General features: G+C 61.6%; 19 protein-coding genes. 7 read left to right on the top strand and 12 right to left on the bottom strand.

Translation table 11 applies throughout. The features are described 5' to 3' along the window. Window positions 1-422: 422 nt before the first annotated feature. From hemN to QU606_RS16700, 6 genes are all read right to left on the bottom strand, one after another. On the bottom strand, window positions 423-1,808 hold the full coding sequence (gene hemN / locus QU606_RS16725) for an oxygen-independent coproporphyrinogen III oxidase (protein WP_024074987.1): 1,386 nt from the start codon (window positions 1,806-1,808) through the stop codon (window positions 423-425). Then, window positions 1,795-3,114, bottom strand: coding sequence for a coproporphyrinogen III oxidase (locus QU606_RS16720; protein ID WP_024074986.1), 1,320 nt, complete (start codon window positions 3,112-3,114; stop codon window positions 1,795-1,797). Before QU606_RS16720 ends, hemN begins: the two co-directional genes overlap by 14 nt. 90 nt (window positions 3,115-3,204) lie before the next feature. Further along, window positions 3,205-3,648 carry a membrane protein gene (locus QU606_RS16715; protein ID WP_024074985.1) on the bottom strand — a complete coding sequence of 148 codons (444 nt, stop codon included), beginning with the start codon at window positions 3,646-3,648 and terminating at the stop codon, window positions 3,205-3,207. 103 nt (window positions 3,649-3,751) lie between these two features. Further along, the gene (locus QU606_RS16710; protein ID WP_069076387.1) at window positions 3,752-5,068 is read right to left on the bottom strand and encodes an OprD family outer membrane porin; all 1,317 of its coding nucleotides are present in this window, start codon (window positions 5,066-5,068) and stop codon (window positions 3,752-3,754) included. Window positions 5,069-5,298: 230 nt separating this feature from the next. Beyond that, window positions 5,299-5,844, bottom strand: a complete 546-nt coding sequence (locus QU606_RS16705; protein ID WP_069076388.1) for a putative natural product biosynthesis protein — start codon at window positions 5,842-5,844, stop codon at window positions 5,299-5,301. A gap of 62 nt (window positions 5,845-5,906) precedes the next feature. Then, window positions 5,907-6,290 (bottom strand): DUF2946 domain-containing protein, encoded by a 384-nt coding sequence (locus tag QU606_RS16700; RefSeq protein WP_024074982.1) that lies wholly within the window; start codon window positions 6,288-6,290, stop codon window positions 5,907-5,909. Between the two features lie 181 nt (window positions 6,291-6,471). On the opposite strand from QU606_RS16700, the gene QU606_RS16695 reads away from it, so the two are divergent. After that, window positions 6,472-7,077, top strand: coding sequence for an SCO family protein (locus tag QU606_RS16695; RefSeq protein WP_024074981.1), 606 nt, complete (start codon window positions 6,472-6,474; stop codon window positions 7,075-7,077). Continuing rightward, window positions 7,077-7,544, top strand: a complete 468-nt coding sequence (locus QU606_RS16690) for a copper chaperone PCu(A)C (RefSeq protein WP_150053790.1) — start codon at window positions 7,077-7,079, stop codon at window positions 7,542-7,544. Before QU606_RS16695 ends, QU606_RS16690 begins: the two co-directional genes overlap by 1 nt. Before the next feature lie 24 nt (window positions 7,545-7,568). Here QU606_RS16690 and QU606_RS16685 read toward each other — a convergent pair whose 3' ends face one another. The 5 genes from QU606_RS16685 to QU606_RS16665 form a co-directional block, all read right to left on the bottom strand. After that, window positions 7,569-8,495 (bottom strand): hypothetical protein, encoded by a 927-nt coding sequence (locus QU606_RS16685; RefSeq protein ID WP_304997226.1) that lies wholly within the window; start codon window positions 8,493-8,495, stop codon window positions 7,569-7,571. Next, a complete protein-coding gene (locus QU606_RS16680) occupies window positions 8,464-10,359 on the bottom strand; it encodes a filamentous hemagglutinin N-terminal domain-containing protein (protein WP_304997224.1) in 1,896 nt (631 codons plus the stop codon). The genes QU606_RS16685 and QU606_RS16680 overlap by 32 nt, the downstream gene beginning before the upstream one ends. A gap of 7 nt (window positions 10,360-10,366) precedes the next feature. Then, window positions 10,367-11,950, bottom strand: coding sequence for a ShlB/FhaC/HecB family hemolysin secretion/activation protein (locus tag QU606_RS16675; protein ID WP_193690539.1), 1,584 nt, complete (start codon window positions 11,948-11,950; stop codon window positions 10,367-10,369). Window positions 11,951-12,092: 142 nt separating this feature from the next. Next, complete coding sequence (locus QU606_RS16670; RefSeq protein WP_069076393.1) at window positions 12,093-12,422, bottom strand: DHCW motif cupin fold protein; 330 nt, start codon at window positions 12,420-12,422, stop codon at window positions 12,093-12,095. Window positions 12,423-12,615: 193 nt separating this feature from the next. Continuing rightward, entirely contained in the window at window positions 12,616-13,050 is a 435-nt protein-coding gene (locus QU606_RS16665; protein WP_024074975.1) for a GNAT family N-acetyltransferase, read from the bottom strand. Window positions 13,051-13,326: 276 nt separating this feature from the next. Between QU606_RS16665 and QU606_RS16660 the strand changes: the two genes are divergently transcribed. From QU606_RS16660 to QU606_RS16645, 4 genes are all read left to right on the top strand, one after another. Continuing rightward, window positions 13,327-14,163, top strand: a complete 837-nt coding sequence (locus QU606_RS16660) for an AraC family transcriptional regulator (RefSeq protein ID WP_304997223.1) — start codon at window positions 13,327-13,329, stop codon at window positions 14,161-14,163. 108 nt (window positions 14,164-14,271) lie between these two features. Beyond that, a complete protein-coding gene (locus tag QU606_RS16655) occupies window positions 14,272-14,865 on the top strand; it encodes a LysE family translocator (RefSeq protein WP_304997222.1) in 594 nt (197 codons plus the stop codon). A gap of 180 nt (window positions 14,866-15,045) precedes the next feature. Then, on the top strand, window positions 15,046-16,017 hold the full coding sequence (locus QU606_RS16650; RefSeq protein WP_024074972.1) for a LysR family transcriptional regulator: 972 nt from the start codon (window positions 15,046-15,048) through the stop codon (window positions 16,015-16,017). 175 nt (window positions 16,018-16,192) lie between these two features. Then, entirely contained in the window at window positions 16,193-17,056 is an 864-nt protein-coding gene (locus QU606_RS16645; RefSeq protein ID WP_304998627.1) for an NmrA family NAD(P)-binding protein, read from the top strand. A 28-nt stretch (window positions 17,057-17,084) separates the two neighbouring features. On the opposite strand, the gene QU606_RS16640 is transcribed toward QU606_RS16645, so the two are convergent. Beyond that, on the bottom strand, window positions 17,085-18,035 hold the full coding sequence (locus QU606_RS16640; protein WP_304997221.1) for a LysR family transcriptional regulator: 951 nt from the start codon (window positions 18,033-18,035) through the stop codon (window positions 17,085-17,087). A gap of 98 nt (window positions 18,036-18,133) precedes the next feature. On the opposite strand from QU606_RS16640, the gene QU606_RS16635 reads away from it, so the two are divergent. Continuing rightward, entirely contained in the window at window positions 18,134-19,348 is a 1,215-nt protein-coding gene (locus QU606_RS16635) for an MFS transporter (protein ID WP_304997220.1), read from the top strand. Window positions 19,349-19,582 lie beyond the last annotated feature (234 nt).

The following is a 19,582-nucleotide window of genomic DNA, read 5'->3' as shown; positions in this document are numbered from 1 at the left end:
CAACTTCGGTCGGTTCCAGGGCCGCAAAAACCAGAACAAAAGCAGACTCAGGTCTACCTGATAGATACAGATCCAAATGTGGGAGGGGCGGTGCGACGATTCGACTTGCCCCCGATGGCGCCGGGTCAGTTAACCAATAAGTGACTGACACTCCCTCATCGGGGGCAAGCCCCCTCCCACATTTTTTACCGAGTACACCGGGCACAACTCTGGTCGGCTCCAAGGCAGCCAAAGCCAGAGCAAAAGCAGACTCAGATCGACCTGATGGATGCAGGCCCAAATGTGGGAGGGGGCTTGCCCCCGATAGCGCCGGGTCAGTTAATAAATAAGTGACTGACACTCCCTCATCGGGGGCAAGCCCCCTCCCACATTTTTTATCGAGTACACCAGGCACAACTCCGATCGCCGCGACAGCACTTAGCTCAAACCGTGCGGGAGAACTGGCCTTTGTGTGCGCCGCCGAGGTAGGCGTCGAAGGCCATGGCTACGCTGCGCACCATCAATTGGCCCTTGGGCAACAGTTGCAGTGCATCGTGCTGGATCAGCAACAGCCCATCTTCCACCTGCTCATCCAGTTGTGTCATGGCCTCGGCAAAATACTCGTTGAACCGAATGCCATGGGCGGCTTCGACCCGGGCGAAATCGACGCGGCCGTCACACATCAGGCCATTGATCACCTCGCGGCGCAGCACGTCATCGGGGTTGAGCCGATAACCGCGCTGTACCGGGAGCATGCCCGCATCGATTCGCGCGTAGTACTGGGACAGTTCCTTGACGCTCTGGCTGTAGCTGTCACCCACCTTGCCGATGGCCGATACACCCAGGCCGATCAGGTCGCAATCGGCATGGGTGGAGTAGCCCTGGAAGTTGCGTTGCAGGCTGCCATTGGCGCGGGCCAATGCCAGCTCATCGTCGGGCAAGGCAAAATGGTCCATGCCGATGTAGACGTAACCGGCCTCGGTAAGGCGACGGATGGTCAGTTCCAACAGTTCCAGCTTGCGCGTCGGGGGTGGCATGTCTTCGGGGCGGATCATGCGCTGGGCGCGGATCTGGCTGGGCAGGTGCGCGTAGCTGTAGGCCGCCACCCGGTCAGGGCGCAGGGCGATCAGTTTGCTCAGGGTCACATCGAAACTGGCCACGGTTTGCAGGGGCAAGCCGTAGATCAGGTCGACACTCACGGACTTGAAGCGCGCCTCGCGGGCCGCCGCCACCAGTTGCACGATCTGCGCTTCGCTTTGCTGGCGATTGACCGCTGCCTGCACGTCGGGGTCGAAGTCCTGAACGCCGAAGCTCAGGCGATTGAAACCCAGGCGACGCAGGGTGTCGATCCGTTCGACGCTGATGGTGCGTGGGTCCACCTCTATGGAGAACTCATGGGCGTCACTGTCATCCAGGGTGAAATGTTGCCCCAGGCAGTCCATCAGCTCAGCCAGTTGCGCGTCGTCCAGGTAGGTCGGCGTACCGCCCCCCAGGTGCAACTGGGTCAAGCGCCGGGAGCGCTCGAACAACGCGCCTTGCATCTGGATCTCGCGCTTGAGGTAGCCCAGGTACTCCACGGCGCGGTGGGTCTTGCGCGTGATGATCTTGTGGCAGCCGCAGTAGTAGCAAAGGCTCTGGCAGAACGGGATATGGATATACACCGATAACGCCTTGGGCGCGGCCACCCGGTGGCTGGCGCGCACCGCCTGGTGATAGTCATCCAGGGCAAAGGCACTGTTGAATTGCGGTGCGGTGGGGTACGAGGTGTAGCGCGGCCCGGGTCGGTCGTATTTGTGTACCAGGGCGCGGTCGAATTCAAAGGCTGTCATGGTCGATCACCTCGTCGTTGGCACTGACCGGGGTAGCGAGCACGGCGCGTTCGAACAAGGCGCAGATGCCATCCACGTGCGGCAGGCCGGCCGGCAGCAGCCAAATGAATGTCGGCGACAGCTCGATCAGGCCGTCGCGGTGCAAGGCTTCCAGCAACGGCCACAGGTTGGCGAAATAGCGCGCGAACACCAGGCCGTAGCGATGCTCCACCGCGCGGATATCCAACTCAAGGTCACAGGCCAGGCGTTCGGCGACGTGCAGGCGCACCGGGTCGGCGGTCTCGCGAAACCAGCCGCGGCTCGTGGCGAGCTGGCCATTACCCAACTGTTCGCGGTACTGGCGAGGATCGGTGGTGTTCTGCGCACACAAGGTGTCGATCTGGCTGATGGCGCCCAGGCCGAAACCAACATGGTCGCAATAACCGTGCAGGGTAAAACCTTCGCAGTTACGGCTCAGGCGCCCGCGCTCCTGGGCCTGCTTGAGGTCATCGTCGGCGCGGGCGAACTGGCCCAGGCCGATGTAGTGATAGCCCGCGGCGGCCAGGTGCTCAAAGCTGCTGCGGCGCATGGCGCTCTTGTCTGCCTCGCTGCAGAACGGCTGGAGGCGCTGGGCTTGATAGCGTGAAGGCGCGTGGGCGTAATCGAACACCTGCAAGCGGTCCGGCTCCAGGGTGATCAGGCTGGCGAGTTTCTGCTCGAAACTCGCCGGGGTCTGCCAGGCATGCCCATAACCGAGGTCGATGTTGACCGAGCGAAAACCGAAGGTGCGCGCCGCATCGACCAACGATTCGATGGGCGCCGGGTCCTGGTACCGCGCCTGGGGCAAAGGCCCTTCGCGATTGGCGTCCGGCACGCCGATGCTGGCGTGGTTGAAGCCCAGCTCGCGCAGCAGGCCCATGGTGGCCCAGTCCATGTGCCAAGGGTCGAGGTCGATGCGGTAGTCACCCCGGTCGTGGTCGAGGAAGTTGAAGCGCTCATGCAACTGCGCCATCAACGCTTGCAACTGCGCCAGCGCCGGGGTGGTGCCGCGCAGGTGAAAGTGATCAACCGGCTGGCGCGCGCCGAGCTGGCAACCCATCAGTTGGATTTCCTGGGTCAGGCTGTGCAGGTAGTCATCGCCGAGGTCGCTCGCCGGCCAGTGCAGGTTCAACGCCAGCGGCCGTTGGCGCTGGCGGCTGTCACGCAAGGCGCGCAACAGGTCCAGGGAGCCGACACCGGCATGGAAGCGCCGGGTGTCCGTCTGGCAGGCCAGGTCCAACACGCCTTGATCGTGACGAAAGCGGGAGGGATGAAGGTGGGTGCGCATGACAGACTCCGGTACGGGCGACGGTGACCCATTGTCCGGTGCGACCTGGTTGCGCACCTTGATATGCATCAAGGTCGCAGGCCCGTACGTCTACCAGCTCAGGTAAAACATACTCTTGGCCAGCAGCACGATCGCGACCATGTGCGCGAACAGGCTCAGATGCACCCCGCGGCTATAGCGTGCACTGACGGTGCCCAGGCGCATCCGCGCCATCGTCACCAGAAAGTGCAGGAGCACACTGGCGGCCAGGATCAGCTTGAGGGTCAGCAATGTGCCAAAGGCAGACGCCAACGGTGCCGACAGCACCGGCAGGTAACGCAGCCAGACCATGCCGAGCCCGGCACCGAACAGCACCAAGAGCACCCACGGCATCAACACCCGGGCGCGCCGGGCGACACCCTGCTCCACCAGCACCATCACCCGAATCGGCAGGTGCCGGTGCAGGTGCCCCAGGATCAGCACCTCGAAAAACACCGTGCCGATAAAGATCAGCGCGGCGAACAGGTGGGCCAATAGCAACAGGAGGTAAAGCATGGAGGCCTCGCAGAGGGACCGGCCGTGGGGAGCCCAGTGTGCGCGAGGGTGAATGACACGGCCTTGATACCGATCAAGCGTTGCGCCTGCGTGCCGCCCCCGCCTACATCAGCGGGATGCTGTAGCTGACGATCAGGCGCGTCTCATCCTTGTCGGGTGTGTCATTGCCGCGCAATACCGCGCTGCGCCAGGTCAGGCCAAGGCCTTTGAACGTCCCCACGGGGATCACGTAGTCGACGCGCAAATCGCGCTCCCACTCACTGTTGTCGCGACGCGCCGCGCGGATGTTGCTGCCGTGGATATAGGTCACGCTCGACTTCAGCCCCGGAATGCCCAGGCCGGTAAAGTCGTAGGTGTAGTTGCCCACCGTGGCCTGTTCGCCGGCATTGACGAACTTCAGCGACTGGGCGTTGGTGATCAGGTACAGCGAACGACCCTGGCCCTGGTTGATATGGGGAAAATCACTTTCGCCAGTGGTCTTTTGATAGCCCAGGCCCACGGAGTGCCCGTGCAAGCCATAGGTCACCATTGCGCTCCACAGGCGGTTGTCGACCTTGCCGGAATTGACGCCCGCCCCGTAGTACCCCGAACTGACATAGCCTTCGCCACGCCCGGCGGCACTGGCATTCTTGCCGTCGGCCGTGCTGTAGAAATAGCGCAGGTCGGTCTTGAGCTGCCCCACCGGCAACTGCCAGTTATGGATCAGGCCCAGGAAGTGCTGCTGGTAAAAATTCTCCAGGCTGGCGTAGTAGTACTGCACTTGCAGTTGTTTGCTGACGGCGTAATCCGCCCCGCCGTAGTAGAACTGGTTGCTGAACTTGCCCTTGGCCGGGTCATTGGCCCCGGCGATGGACATGCCCTGACCGTTGCTGGAGTTGCGGTCCAGCACCTGCTCCATTTTACCGGCGACCAGGTTGAAGTCCTTGAGGTCCTTGGAGTCGACCTGATAGCCACGGAAGGTCTGCGGCAACAGCCGGCCGTCTTCGGTCGTCAGCACGGGCAACTTGGGCAGCAGCGTGCCGGCCTTGAACTGGGTCTGTGAGATACGCATCTTGCCGGTGGCGCCGGTCTTGCTGAAGTCGTTGGCGGCCTTGCCATCGGACAGTGGGAATACGCTGCCGGGGGTGTTGTCTTCACCGGCCTTGCCGGCGCGGCCCGAGGCATCCAGGCGCAGGCCGTACATGGCTTGCAGGTCAAGGCCCAAGCCTACTGGCCCGTCGGTAAAACCGGACTGGTAGTTGAACATGAACGCCTGGCCCCACTCCTTATCGGAGGGCGCCTTGGCGTTACGGGTGTCCTGGTTGTAATAGAAGTTGCGCAGGTCGAGGGTGGCTTTGCTGTCATCGATAAAACCCGATGCAGCAGCCTGTTGCGCCGCGCCGAGGGAAACGGCGAGCGCCAGGCAAGTGGTGTGTTTCATGAAGGCTCCGGGAAGTCATTGAGGCAACCCCGTCACAGCCCAACCCTGTTCTTTGTCGCTCGGGCGGTGCTGCATCCAACGGGTGCGCGCACGGTATAGCGTTGGGCGGCGGGGAAATAGCCGCTAAAACCGTCAATCACTTTTTCCGTTTACGTAACAATCCAACCCTCCCGCATTGATCGAGCCCCCCGCCTGAAGCCAGTGGCGCCCTGGCAGGCCGGGCCCGCTCCTCAGGGCACCGGCAACCACGCGCTGAAACCCTTCGGCGACATCAGCGGGCACCAGGCAAAGTCCCACGGCAGGGGCGCCAGCACGGGCGCTTCGCAGCCGACGTGCGCGGAGCCTTTGCAGTCGAACACGCGCACGCCTTGCCAGCCCAGGACCACGCCCTGGGCCTGGCTGTCATCCGTGTTGATCCAGCACGCCGCAGCCGCCGCCATGAAGGTTTCGATGGGCTCTTCATCAATCTGCCCGCGGTACGCCGAACCCAGCAGCCAGCGGCAGACATTCAGGTGCCACGTCCAGTCCTGGGGAGGCTGGTTGTGATACGCCCAGGTCATGAAGCTGCGAAACAGGTTCAGCCCCTCCGGCGGGTCGAGCTTGAGCAGCGCCGGGCAGATGTCGAACACGGTGTGCCAATACGGCAACAGGCGTGCATCCAGGTGCACGAAACAGCGGGCATTGCTTGGGTATTCAGGCCGCAAGGGTTCAGCACGCAGGCGACGCGATGCCTTGCTGACCAGGCGGCTGGCGCCTGCAGGCAGGTGATGATTCATGAAACGCACTCACAGTCGTGACGATCGAACGCCCCCTGTTCACAGGAGGCCCAAGGCATACGTCAGAAGGCGGGAGAGGCGCGGGGGTTGGCCGAGGGCCAGGAATAACGCGGCGGCGCCTTGTTGCGCCGCTCATGGGCCGGGCGCGGGGCTTGCCCGAGGCCCAGTAGCCAGGCGAGGCCGATCAGGAACACCAGGGCGACGGTGACAGCGTTGCACACCGGGCAGGCAAAGTAGTTCGAGATGTTGCTGGAAGACGGCGCGCCCAGCCCTTTGTCGGAAAGTGGCGCCGGTTTGCCGTCCACCCCACAGAACGCGCCACCGATCCCATTGAGCTGCTGGCCCATCATCTGGCCATGGCCCAAACCGCACGCGAACAGGTTCATCAGCACGCAGAAGTACAGGGTCCAGACAATCAGGGAACGGTCGGGGCGGCTCAATTTCATGGCGGCGACTCTACCACCAGCGCCGCAAAAGGATGAAGCGCGGCATGCCCCTGTGGCAGAACGTCGCAGATTACGCGGGCTGGCCAGGGTTGGTAGACTTGGCGCCCTCCTCGTTTACTCCTATTCAAAGCCTGCCGAGTTGACTTAGCGCAATGCGGGCGTTTCACAGGATGCACCGTTGATGAGTACGTTATTCACCCGCCGCAAGGTCCTGACCGGCATGGGCCTGTTGGGTCTGGGCCTGCTGGCCGGTTGTGACAACAGCCCCAAGTTGAACTTCAAGTACGGCAAGGACTTGAGCGACAAGATCATGGGCCGCACCTTCAAGCTCAAGAACACCGAGGGCGACACCGTCACCCTCAGTTCCTACCGTGGCCTGATGCCGGTGGTGTTCTTCGGTTTCACCCAGTGCCCGGCCGTGTGCCCGACCACCCTCGCCCGCGCCGCCCAGGCCAAGAAGCTGATGGGCCGCGACGGCGAGATCATGCAGGTGATCTTCATCACCCTCGACCCGGAACGCGACACGCCCGAGATTCTCGACAAATACGTCAAGGCCTTCGACCCCAGCTTCGAAGCGCTCTACGGCACCCCGGAAGAAATCGCCGTGGCCGCCAAGGAGTTCGGGATTTTTTATGAAAAGATCCCGGCCGGCGACACCTACACCCTGTCCCACACGGCCACCAGTTTCGTGTTCGACACCCGTGGCAACCTGCGCCTGGGCCTGCAGGCATCCCTTACCGCTAAAGAGTGCGCAGAAGACCTGCTCACCGTCATGGAGGTCTGCTAATGACTGCCGTTCAACACCTCAAGCGCTTCACCTTTGGCCTGACCCTGCTGGGCCTCGCCGCCCATGCCAGCGCCCAGGTGCAAGTCACCGACGCCTGGGTACGCGCCACCGTGCCGGGCCAACCGTCCAGCGGCGCGTTCATGACCGTGACCGCCGACAGCGACAGCAAGCTGCTCAGCGTGGCCTCGCCGGTGGCCAAGGACGTGCAGATCCATGAGATGAGCATGAAGGACGACGTGATGCGCATGGGCCCGGTGGACTCGGTGGCCCTGCCGGCGGGCCAGGCGGTCAAGCTCGACCCGGACGGTTACCACGTGATGCTGATGGGCCTGACCGGGCAGATCAAGGAAGGCGACCAGGTGCCGCTGACCTTGACGGTGCAGAATGCCAAGGGCGAGAAGCAGACCGTCGAGGTCCAGGCCAAGGCGCGTGGGCTGGATGGCATGGACCATAGCAAGATGCATTGATGGGTTCAGCGGGGTCCATCCGGCTTAGCGCACCTCGCAATCAACGTTATTCGATTTGCTGGCGTTGGCCGTGGAGCCCTGCGACCCCGTGGATGGGTTGAATGCGGGCGGTAGGGTGAACGAAATACCGGGGTTATTCGGCAAGACCGCAGGAGGTTCCCTAAAGCTCGACGTGAACCCGAACTGGCCAGCCTTGAAACCCTGCGTACCGCCCTCGTTAGTCAAATTGATCAGACCGTCGAGCACGTGCACGTATAAACCGGGTGGCAGCACTGACGTAGCCTTTTGCACCACTGCCGCAAGCGATGCCTTTCCTTGCGCCGCCCATGACTCGACCGATGCCAGCACATTGGCCAGGCGATAAACATAGCGCGCCGAAACCGCAGCGACGAAGGCGCTGTAAGAGTCGTCAGCGTGTCCGGCCGACGCGGCCAACCCCATGGCCAGGCTTTTCACCCGCGACGAAGCTCGCGTCGCCACCCCTGCCGTCGGCTGGTAATACACCTCCACGCTGGCCGATTGCAGGTTGATACGGCCTCGGGGCGTCATCAACGTCGAGCGATCCTGGCTGCGCTTACCGAGCAACCCACTGTCCGAGCGTAACCCGCCCTGTTTCAGGGTGAACACCGCCGCATCGGCGCCAGGCATATTCACGTCGTAGGCAAACGCGTCCACGCTGAGCACGGTACCCGGTTGCAGGGTCAACAGGCTGTCATCGCGCAGGCGCACTTGCGCATAGCCCTTGCCCTGGGTCGACAAGGTATCGCCGACTTCCACCAACGACTGCTCACCCAGTACGCGCAGGCTGCCGTCGAGCTTCTTGACGAACAACGGCCCGCTCAGATGCGTCACCACACCGGCCTGCGGGGCGGCCTGAACCCAGGTCGCTGCACTCAGCAGCGCCAGCAACAGCCACGCGTTAATTGCAGTACAGCTTTTTAGCGGGTTCATGTTTATTGCCCTGATCAGTGGAAGCGTCTGTATTGCCTTCCGCCTTGTTAGCGGGTAGCGAGGGGCCCCGGCTTTTTTCAGCCGGAATACCGGAGGAGGCAGTGTCCATAACGCTGGAGGACGACCGGTTCACGGTCTTGATGACCTCATTCGTTGCCATTTGCACCGGGTTGTTCGGCTCGCTCGCCGTGGGTGGCGACAGCACCTGGCACAACGCCGAGTTCGGCGCCAACGTACAAATATCGGCGCTGGGCGGCACTGTGACAGGCTTCGGGGGCTCGACAGGCGGCCGGTCGACGTCAGTGATCGTCAAGCGCCCGCCAGCGGTGGGCACGCCCTCGGTAAACACCCGCCCGCTGCCGCTGGCCGTGCCGGCGCCGTCATGGTTGGCGGCCAGGGTGATATCTCCGCTGAACCGGATCAGCGAATTGACATGAATGTCGTTACCCGCCTGCGCCGTGAGGCCGACACCGCTGTTGGTGTTGTTGACCCCCGTGTAGAACGTGATGTCGTGGGTGGCTTGCAACAACACATTGGAGGTCGCGTTGGACAGCAGGTCGGCATCGATTTCACTGTCGGCGCCCGGTGCATTGGCGAAAGCCGACACATCGCCCAGTGAAGCCGAAGGGCCGGACAGGAACGAGGTAACCAGGATATTCGCCGGGTCCAGCTGCCAGAAGCCCGCCGTGCCGAGGGCCGCACGTGTGTCGACCCGCGCGCCGGCCACATCCAGGAAATGCCCGGACGTCTCGACAAGGCCGCCGTTGCCCGAGGCCGCGCCGCCGCGAGCCGACAGCGTGCCATGGACCCGCGTCGTGTCATTGCCCCATACGATGATCTTGCCGCCATCGCCGCTGGCCAGGGCGTCGGCGGAAATCCGCGCGTCCTGGCTCACATAACTGTGTTTGGCGTTCAGGATGGCCGGATTCTTGCCTTGGTAGTCACCGCCAATCAGCACACGGCCACCGCCGCGCTGGCCGCTGGCATCGATGCGCGCATTGCCCATCACACCGACCTGCTCGCCCAGCACGTGTATGTCACCGCCCCCCCCGACGCCCGTGGCGGTGGTGCTGCTACCGGCTTCGAGCAAGGTGGTACGGCTGGACTTGAGCACCACCTTGCCGTTGGCGCCGACCACGGCACTGTTGGCGTTCAGGGTGCCGCGCTGGTTGACCAGTGCACCGTAGATACCGATGGTGCCGCCTTGGGCAATCACGGTGCCCAGGTTCAGCGCCTGGTCCTTTTCCGCCGACACCACCACGTGCATGCCCGGATTAGTGGAGTCCACCAACTGCACCGAGTGCCCCGCCGCCAGCACCGTCTCGCCCTGGGGCGTGGTGATGATGCCGGTGTTGTTCACATCCGGCGCGATCAGGTACACCTGGCCCCCCGACGGCGTGGTAATCGCGCCCTGGTTGCTGACCTGGCCAGCCGGCCCGTCAGCGGAGAAACGCCGGTTGCCCGAGAGGAAGTCCGCGTTGGAAATCGCCAGGCTCGACGCCACCAGGCCGCCGACATCGATCTGCGCCCCGGCACCGAACACGATGCCGTTGGGGTTGATCAGAAACACCCGCCCGTTGGACTGCAAGGTACCGAGGATCACGCTGGGGTCCTGGCCGGTGATACGGTTGAGCACGCTGCTGTTGCTGCTCTGTTGTACAAACCGCACCAGCTCGCCCTGGGCGATGGAGAAGCTCGACCAGTTGATGATTGCATTGGGGCTGTTGGTGACGGTCAGGGTGTTGCCATCCTGGGTAAACGTCACCTGGCCGTTGACGATCACCGGGTTGACCGGGGCCGCCATCGCACTGGTCGCCATCGCCATCGCCAGGGACAGCGCCATCAAGGTAGGTTTGATTGTCATGGCACCCTCAAAAGGCCAGGCTGAGACGGACGTGCAGGCGATCATCGCCGCGCTGGGTATCACTGGCTTCGGCGTGCAAGGCATGGCCGTAATCCATTTGCAGATTGAGGTTGCGTCGGTAGATCAGGCGCACACCCAGGCCTGCGCTGCTCAGGCTGATGTGTTCGAACTCACCGGGCAGCGCGTTGTTACGCGTCAGGTAGCCGGCGTCGTAGAACGCCAGGGCGCGGCACTGCCAACTGCCCCCCAGGCACAACGGCGGCGTGTAGGCTTCGAGGTTGCCGACCACACCCGAGTCGTTGCTCACCTCGCGCTCACGGAAGCCACGCACCGACGCCGCGCCGCCGGCGCCAAATTGCTCGCCGGGCACCAGGGCATCCTTGGTGTACTGGCCGTTCAACGCCGCGCGCAACTGCCAGGCGGCCGGCAGGATCTGCGTGAGGCTCGTGGCAAAGCGCAATGCCGTGTAGTCATCCCGTGCATGGGCACGCGCCAGGTCGAAATCACTCTGTTGGCCCTTGGACCCGCCGGGGATGTTGTGCAACAGCGACAGGCCGATATTCGCGTCGCCATCCAGGCGCACCCAGGTGCCTTGGTAACCCAGGCTGAGGGGGTGCACGGTGATGTCGTTGCCCAGTTGCACATCGAACAGCTCCAGGCTGCTTTTATAGGCCTTGTAGTCGATGCCATAGACCAGCTTGGATTGGTAATTACCCACCGTCGCCAGGTTGTGGTTGTAGCGCGTGCCGAAGATCGTGCCGCGGCCGCTGACGGCCAGGTCGAAGATGCCCGCCGTCACCGTACCGCTGTCGACATCCGAGTAACTGGTGAAAAAGTCCAGGGAGTCGCCCAGCACATACAGCGGCAGGTGGTAGCCCAGGCCGTAGACACTGACACGCTCGGGCTTCTCCACGGTGGTGGTGTATTGCAGGCTCATCACCTGGTCGCGCCCGAACATATTGGCGTTCTGCAACACGGCACCGACGTAGGTGCGCCCGGTTTCCTTGGAGCCACTGTTGTCCAGGTTCAGCGCAGCGCTCCATGGCGACTCATCGCTGACTTGCACGTCGGCGTCCACCGTATCGGCGGCCGCACCAGTCTTGAGTTTCATCACGGTCTGCTTGGCCGGGTTTTCGTTGGCCAGCTTGAGGCTCTTGGACACCGCCGCCAGGTCAGGCGAGGTGCCCTCTTGCAGCGCCGACAGCGACTGGCGCACGTTGGCCGTGCTGAAATGCTGGTTGCCGGCGACCGTCACCTGGCCAATCCGCACTTGCACCACGTCCAGCACCACCACACCACCGTTCAACTCCTGCTCAGGCAGGTCGATGCGCACCAGTGGATAGCCTTGTCGGTGGAAGACGTCTTCAAGCGCCTCCTGGGCCTTGGCCACATCGCTGAAATCGCGCTGGGCCCCCACGAACGGCGCCACACTCTGCGCCAGTGCATCGGCGGGCAGCAGCGTATTACCGCGCACCTCAAAGCGGGTGATATCGAAGCGTGGCGACAACGGCTCGCTATCAGCGGCCACTGCGAACGAGGTGCACACCGCCAATGAGGCGGGCACCAGCAACAGGATGAAACGGTCAATCATGGGTTGGCCCTTAGGCAGCGTGAGGTTTAAACGTCTTACGCTGCGTTAAGTGCCAGCAGGGGGTGGGCCCCGGCGCAGAGTGTAGCCACTACATTGCCACTGCGATAGAGAGAGTCCCCATGTTTTCGAGGGGTTTGCAGGCTTAATCCACAATAAACAGCTTGGCCCCAGTGGCGGTGGATGAACGATGCCCTTCCATGTCATTGCCCACCTGGTAACTCATCCCGGCCGTCAGCGTGAACTGGCGGCCGTCTTCCAACTCCGTGTGCAACTCGCCTTCGAGGCACAGCAGCACATGCCCGCGCCAGCACCAGTGATCGGCCAGGTAGCCGGGGCTGTATTCGACCCAGCGCACGCGGGTGGTGCCGAAGTGGCGGGTGCGCCATACCGCATTGCCGGTAACACCGGGGTGAAGTTCGGGTTCGACAGTGGACCAGTCGGTGGTGCCAAACGGGACAGCAGTGAGTTCCATGGTGGGCTCGGTCGTCAGTTAACGTGGCTCGACCCTATCCAACTGACACCCGGCGCGATAGACACAGATCGCGGGCTTTTGTGGGATACAGGCGCGGGTACTTGTCATCCCGCCGCGCCGGTTTGCTTGGATGCACGCCAACTGCAACCCCGATGGCGAGTGGTAGACCGCCTGGTCCTGCCCCCACGTAACTTCATGCATTTTCATTGCCCGACCGGGTGAATGAGTAACGGTCGATATCGGTACGTAATTGCCAGCCCTGGCCTTGCCAATACTGGGCCGCAGGGGTGTTGGTCTTGAATACATCCAGGTGGCATTTGTGGATGCCCAGTGCCTCCAGTGCGTTGAGGCAGCGCTGGGTCAACGCCTGCGCGATGCCCTGGCGTCGATAGGCCGGCAGCACCAGCAGATGTTGCAGGTAACCGCGACGCCCATCATGGCCGCACATCACACAGCCGATCAACCGGCCTTCGCGTTCAGCGACAAAGCTCAGCCCGGGGTTGCGCGCCAGATAGCGCTCGGTGGCCTCGCGGGAGTCGGCCTCACGCAGGGAGATGCCGGGCGTGTCTTGCATCAACGCAAGGACGGCGGCGTAGTCGGAGGGCGTCATGGTGCGGATGGTGTGCATGGTGCAAAACCTTTTGGGATCGGGCGTGCTCATGATGGCGACAGGTGAGATAGGACGCTACCGGCTCGAATAAAACATTTCGAGCGGATACCGCCCTCCCCGGACAACAATACCGCTGGCCGGGCACGGTGCTGAAAGGTCGGCTTTCGGCCTTTTCAGCTCAGGCAGTCATCGCTCAGCATCAACCCGCACAAATCTTCTAAACGTCCTGTTCAAAAGCACGGTAATTTAGTCGCCCGCACAGTTCAAAGCTGAACCCTACATCTGGAGCCTTCCGTGGATAAACGCAACTGGATTGAGCTGTCCCAGGATGCCGATACCGGGATTGAATCGATTCGTGCCCATTTTCAGGGGCATGCCTACGATCCGCACTGGCATGACAGTTTTCTGGTGGGGGTCACCGAACAAGGGGTGCAGCAGTTCAATTGCCGACGCGTGCGCCATCTTAGTACGCCGGGCAAGGTATTCATGCTGGAGCCGGGGGAAATCCACGATGGGCATGCGCCGACCGAGGAAGGGTTTACCTATTCCATGCTCTACCTTGATCCGCACTGGCTTGAACGGGAGTTGCATGGGTTGTTCGAGCACGCGCCGGCCAACAGTCAACCGGGCTTTGCCGACACCCTGAGCCAGGAGCCGGGCTTGGCCACTGCCGTTTATCAAGCCTTCCACGTGCTCCATGAGGGTGACTTGCGCATCGTGCGCCAGAGCGCCATCGATACCTTGTTGGGGTCGCTCACTTGCCACCTTGATTGGCGCAAGCGGCGGGCCTTCGACCCGCGTCTGCCGTTGGTGGCCCAGGACGCGCGTGACTATCTGCATGCCCATGTCTACGAGGACATTGGGCTGGATGATCTGGCTCAAGCCTGTGGGGTTGATCGCTTTCGCCTGACGCGGGCCTTCAAGGCAGCCTTTGGGCTGGCGCCTCATGCTTATCTGATCCAGCTGCGTCTGGCCAAGGCGCGGCAGTTGCTGGCGCGGGGCGAGTCGCCGGCGCAGGTGGCCAGTGCGCTCGGATTCTCCGATCAAAGCCATATGGGGCGCTGGTTCCGCCGTGCCTACCAGCTCACGCCAGCGGACTACCGTAAGCGCTGCTCAAACCTTCCAGACTGAATCCAGCCGACCCGCGACCATGGGCTCCTATCTGATCAAGGAGTCCATGCCATGTCTTTTCCGCTGTTCTTTTCTGCGTCTCCGATGCGTCCTCAGGGAGCCTGAGCCATGGAGTCGCTGCTGCCTTTCCTGCTGTTTGCGTTCGTGGCCTCGATCACCCCGGGGCCAACCAATATTCTGGTGCTGAGCCACAGTTCGCGGTGGGGGCTGGGCGCTACGCTGCCGATCATTTTTGGCGCATGCGTGGCGGCGGCGCTGATTGTGTTTGCAGTCGGGCTTGGCGTGGGCGAGACGCTGCTGCGGTTTCCCCGCGTGCAGCAGGCGATGGCCTGGGTCGGGGTGCTCTGGTTGAGTTGGCTGGCCTGGCAGATCTTTCAAAGCGCGCCGCCGTCCCTGAACCCGCCCCCGCGCGACGAGGGCCTGAGCGTGTTCGGTGCCGCCACCCTGCAATTGCTCAACCCCAAAGTCTGGATGATGGCGGTGGCGGTGACGAGCGTGTTTGCCGGTGGCGGCGACAAGACCATGCGGCTGGTGGTGTTGTCGCTGGTGTTTCTGTCGGTATCCTTGCCGTGCATGACCCTGTGGGCATTGCTCGGCGTAGGCAGTGCTCGGTTTTTTGGTTCACCACAGGCGTTCAAACACGTGAACTATGCACTGGCTTTTTTGCTGCTGGTGTCGGCCTGGTTGACGGTGCTGGTGTAGGTCCAGAAATGGGGACGGATCTGTTTTCTCTCCTTGGCTGCCTTCTCGGGAGTGGCCGAACAATCATCGCCTGGCAACCCTCCTGAAGGTACAAAACGTTTGAAGCGGGTAGAGAAAGCGCTGTATTGACAGAATGCCCACACAGCCAGATATTTGATGACTTTTGAGCACCAATAAATCATGAGTTTCGACGGTCGCATGCTCGCTAACATCAGTGTTCTGGCTGCCATCGTGCATAGCGGCAGCTTTGCGCGGGCTGCCGAAGCTTTAGGCATGTCGCCCTCAGGGGTCAGCCGTGCGGTGACTCGCCTGGAATCGAGTATTGGCATTCGCTTGTTTGACCGGACGACGCGCTCAGTCACCCTGACAGATGAAGGTCGGCAGCTCTACGCGCAAATCAGCCCCCTGCTGGCTGGCATTGGTGATGCCGTCACGCTCGCGACCGGCGCATCCACGGCGGTGCAAGGGCGTTTGCGGGTCAATGTCGATGCATTCTTTGCAGGCCGAATGCTCGCGCCTCACATCGACAAGTTTTTGCAGCGCCATCCTAACCTTGAACTCGAACTCACCGTCCGCGATCAGCTCGGCGACCTGGTCGCCGAAGGTTTCGATATCGCGGTGCGGTTCGGTCAGCCACCTTCATCATCGTTGGTGGCCCGCAGGCTGCTCGACACGCGAACGGTCACCGTGGCCTCCCCTGACTACCTCAAGCGACGTGGCCGCCCAAATACACCTGGCGATCTGGCAGGACACTCATGTATCCAGATGAAAAGCGCCATGACGGGCCTGCCATTGGATTGGGAGTATGGGTCTGCAGGCGAGAAGATCACCCTGCGTACCAGCGGCCGCTTGCTGGTGAATGAGTCCAGCACACTTATCGCGGCCTGCGTTGGCGGTGCAGGCGTGGCGCGGGTCAAGGCCAGTGGGGTCAAGGACCTGCTGGCCGACAACAGCCTGGTTGAGATACTTCAAGATTGGCAGGGGGAGAGCTTTCACCTGTACGCGCTCTACCCCTCTCGCCACCTGCCTCCTGCAAAGGTCAGCGCATTCATCGATTTCGTGACAGAGGTATTGGATCTGTCCGAACCTGCGGCGCACAGCTATCGGGCTCGTTCTACAGCCCGAGTCAAGGTGGTTACAGACGTCGGTTGAGAATACGACGGCGAGCCCGCCAATTCATGACTTAAGGTCATCACTCAGTTGACTCGATGGCTATTCTGTCATCATGCAGGCTTCGATAATCTGCCCCCGTCAGATCGCTGCTGCACATGGATGTACGTAGATGCAGTGGCGCATCCCCTTCGGACTCATTGATGGCAGGTCAATCATGTACGCAATCACTGGAATCACCGGCAAGGTCGGCGGCGCACTTGCCCGTGCTCTGCTGGAAAACAAGCAACCCGTTCGCGCCGTGATGCGCGACGCTCACAAAGCTGAATCGTGGGAAGCGTTCGGTTGCGAGATCGCCATTGCAGAAATGGACAACGCCGCCGCACTGACGCGGGCATTTGAAGGCGCCCAAGGTGTGTTCATCCTGCCACCGTCGGATTTTGATCCCGAACCGCACTTCCCCGAGGCCAAAGCGGTGATTGCGGCAGTGAGCGAGGCCATCGCAACGGCGCAGCCACAGCGAGTCGTCTGTCTTTCGACCATCGGTGCCCAAGCCGTGAACACCAACCTGCTAACCCAACGCACGCTCATGGAACAAGCCCTGAGCAAGCTTGATGTTCCCGTGACGTTCCTGCGCCCTGGTTGGTTCATGGAGAATGCCTTGTGGGACGTGGCCACGGCACGAGATGAGGGGGTGATCCACAGCTTCCTGCAACCACTCGATAAAACAGTGCCCATGATCGCAACAGCGGACGTCGGCCGGACGGCCGCTGCACTCATCCAGCAATCCTGGCACGGCCAGCGCATTGTCGAACTGGAGGGGCAGCACGTGAGCCCTGAAGACATTGCCGCTACATTCAGCCTGATACTGGGCCGTTCTGTTCAAGCTCAGGCAGTGCCGAGAGAGACTTGGGACAACCTCTTTCGCGCACAAGGGATGCAGCACCCGCTGGCTCGAATCCGCATGCTCGATGGTTTCAATGAGGGGTGGATCTCGTTTGAGGGCGGCAATATCGAACGAATTCAGGGCAGTGTTTCGCTAGTTGCCGTGTTGACCCAGCTGGTGAACCTTGGCACTTGACCGTGACACTTATCTGATATGGCGTGGCTTACGACCTCCTGGCATCAGGTGCTTTAAGGTCGAACAACAGCTCATGGGTTGCGCGATCAAAATGCTCGATAAGGAAATCCAGCAATACACGCACGCGGGGAACCCGGTAACGACTGCCGTGTAATAACGCGTAGACGCCGGCCTCTCGGACACAAAAGTCAGGCAACAGGACTTTCAGTCGCCCCGCACGGATATCGGCTGCGGCATCCCAAATGGTCTTACGTGCGATGCCATGCCCGGCCAATGCCCACGCGCGCGCGAGTGCGCCATCATTTGTTTCCCATGCCTGGCTCATGGGTACGGTGTGGTTCCATTCCTGCCCGTCCACCACTAAGTGAAAGGTGTTCAATGGGCCTGCGGAAGTCACCAGCACGATGAACTTGTGGTCAACCAAGTCAGCAGGGGTCTGGGGTTCACCGTATCGCGCCAGATAGTCAGGCGAAGCGCACAGTACTCGCCAGTTGGGCGCCAACTGCCTGGCGATCATCGAGCTTTCATGGGGCTGTCCAAACCGGATTGCCAGATCGACATCGTCCTGCACCAGGTTCGACACCGAATCCGACAACGTCAGCGCGATGTACAGTTCTGGGTGCAATGAACTGAATGCCTCAAGCCAGTCATTCAAAAGATTGCGGCCAAAATCGGCAGACGCGGATATCCGTACCTTGCCACGCACCTCTGTTTGACTGGCTTGAAGCCCCGCTTCCGCCTCATCGATAGCCCGCAATGCGACCCAGCACTGCTGCAAATAAAACCGACCTTCTTCCGTGAGGCGCAACTGACGCGTTGTGCGATCAAACAACTTGGTGCGCAACGCCGCCTCAAGCTTGATAAGGCGCGCGCTGGCCGCGGCTGGCGACAGCGCCAGTTTGCGTCCTGCGGCAGACAAGCTGCCGAGTGCGGCCGCCTCGACAAACAAACGCATATCACCCAATCGGTCAGTGGCCATATTCAATTCAAATTTGATAGTTCATCAAATGGTAGGCCAATTATCAAATCAGTGGCAATTCACCACACTCATGCCTCCCCTCCCGTTGAACACAGGTCATGACCGGCAAATCACACTTTGAAAATGGCTCTTTCACGACTTCAGGTAATACCGAATACCTCACTACCGGGCGTCTCCCACTGGGGGCCCTGTTGGCGCTGACAATGGGGAGCTTTATCGCCACCGCCAACGAAACGGTACCAGCAGGACTGTTGCCTCAAATCGCCGAGGCATTTGGTGTGTCGCAAGCGTGGGCCGGTCAGATGGTGACACTCTGTGCACTGGGCTCAGGGTTGGCGGCTATTCCCTTGACGCTCGCGTTGCAGGGTTGGCGTCGGCGCTGGGTGCTATTACTGGCCGTCGGGGTGTTTTGCGCCTGTAATGCGGTGACCGCCCTGTCGCCCTGGTTTTCATTGACACTGGCTGCTCGCTTCATGGTGGGTATTGCAACCGGTCTGGCCTGGAGCCTGCTGGCCGGCTACGCCAGACGGTTGGTCATCCCACAACTGCACGGTCGCGCTATGGCGCTGGCCATGCTCGGCATCCCTTTGGCACTTGCCCTGGGCGTACCGCTGGGTGCCTGGCTCGGCAAGCTGCTGGGATGGCGTTGCGTATTCGGCACGCTCTCAGGATTCAGCCTTTTGCTGATGGCCTGGATATATCTGAAAGTGCCTGATTATCCCGGACAACGCTCCGATCAACGCCTGCCGCTACGCAAGGTCTTGCAAACCCCGGGGGTGCGGCCCGTGCTGGCGGTGGTCATGCTATGGATACTGGCCCATTACACCCTCTATACCTATATTGCTGCGTTCCTGGCTTCTGTTGGATTGGCCGATCAGGTAGATCGGGGCCTCCTTTTATTCGGTATGGCGGCCTTGTTCGGTCTATGGATGATCGGCACGCTGATTGATGGCAGGCTTCGGAGCCTGGTATTGCTCAGCCTGACAGCATTCACCCTGGTTGCGTTTGCCCTTGGGCTGGATGGCCTGCCCGCGAGTGCGATCTATATCAGCATCGTCTTATGGGGGATGAGCTTCGGTGGTGCGCCAACCTTATTGCAAACCGCCTTGGCTGATGTTGCCGGTGACGGCGCGGATATTGCGCAATCAATGCTGGTCACCGTCTTTAACCTGGCGTTTGCAGGCAGTGGTGTGATCGGCGGCGTTCTCTTGGAAACCTGGGGAGCAAGCGCTATTCCCTGGGTAGCGTTGGCGTTGCTGCTGCCGGGGCTGCTGATTGTCTCGATAGCCAAGAGGCATGCTTTCAGGCGTTAGCTATTGCTGAAGCGTTGAGGATTTACCCAGGTGGGCAGAGATGGCCATTGAGGTTTCATTTGATTTGGCCTCGATGCTCACCTTGGTTTGAGGGCGATCCCTTCAATGAACTCCCGCGCTTACCCTCGTGATGACTGCACGTGAACGGTTTCTGCCGATTAAGGCGGTTAACCATGGGTCGATTTCTGCACGCTGTGAAAGGCTGCCTTCCGGCCAAGAGCTGCCACTCAGCTC

The organism is Pseudomonas sp. OVF7 (genome assembly GCF_030644265.1).
Classification (GTDB): domain Bacteria; phylum Pseudomonadota; class Gammaproteobacteria; order Pseudomonadales; family Pseudomonadaceae; genus Aquipseudomonas; species Aquipseudomonas gorinensis.
This window is presented reverse-complemented; position numbering and strand designations above follow the sequence as displayed.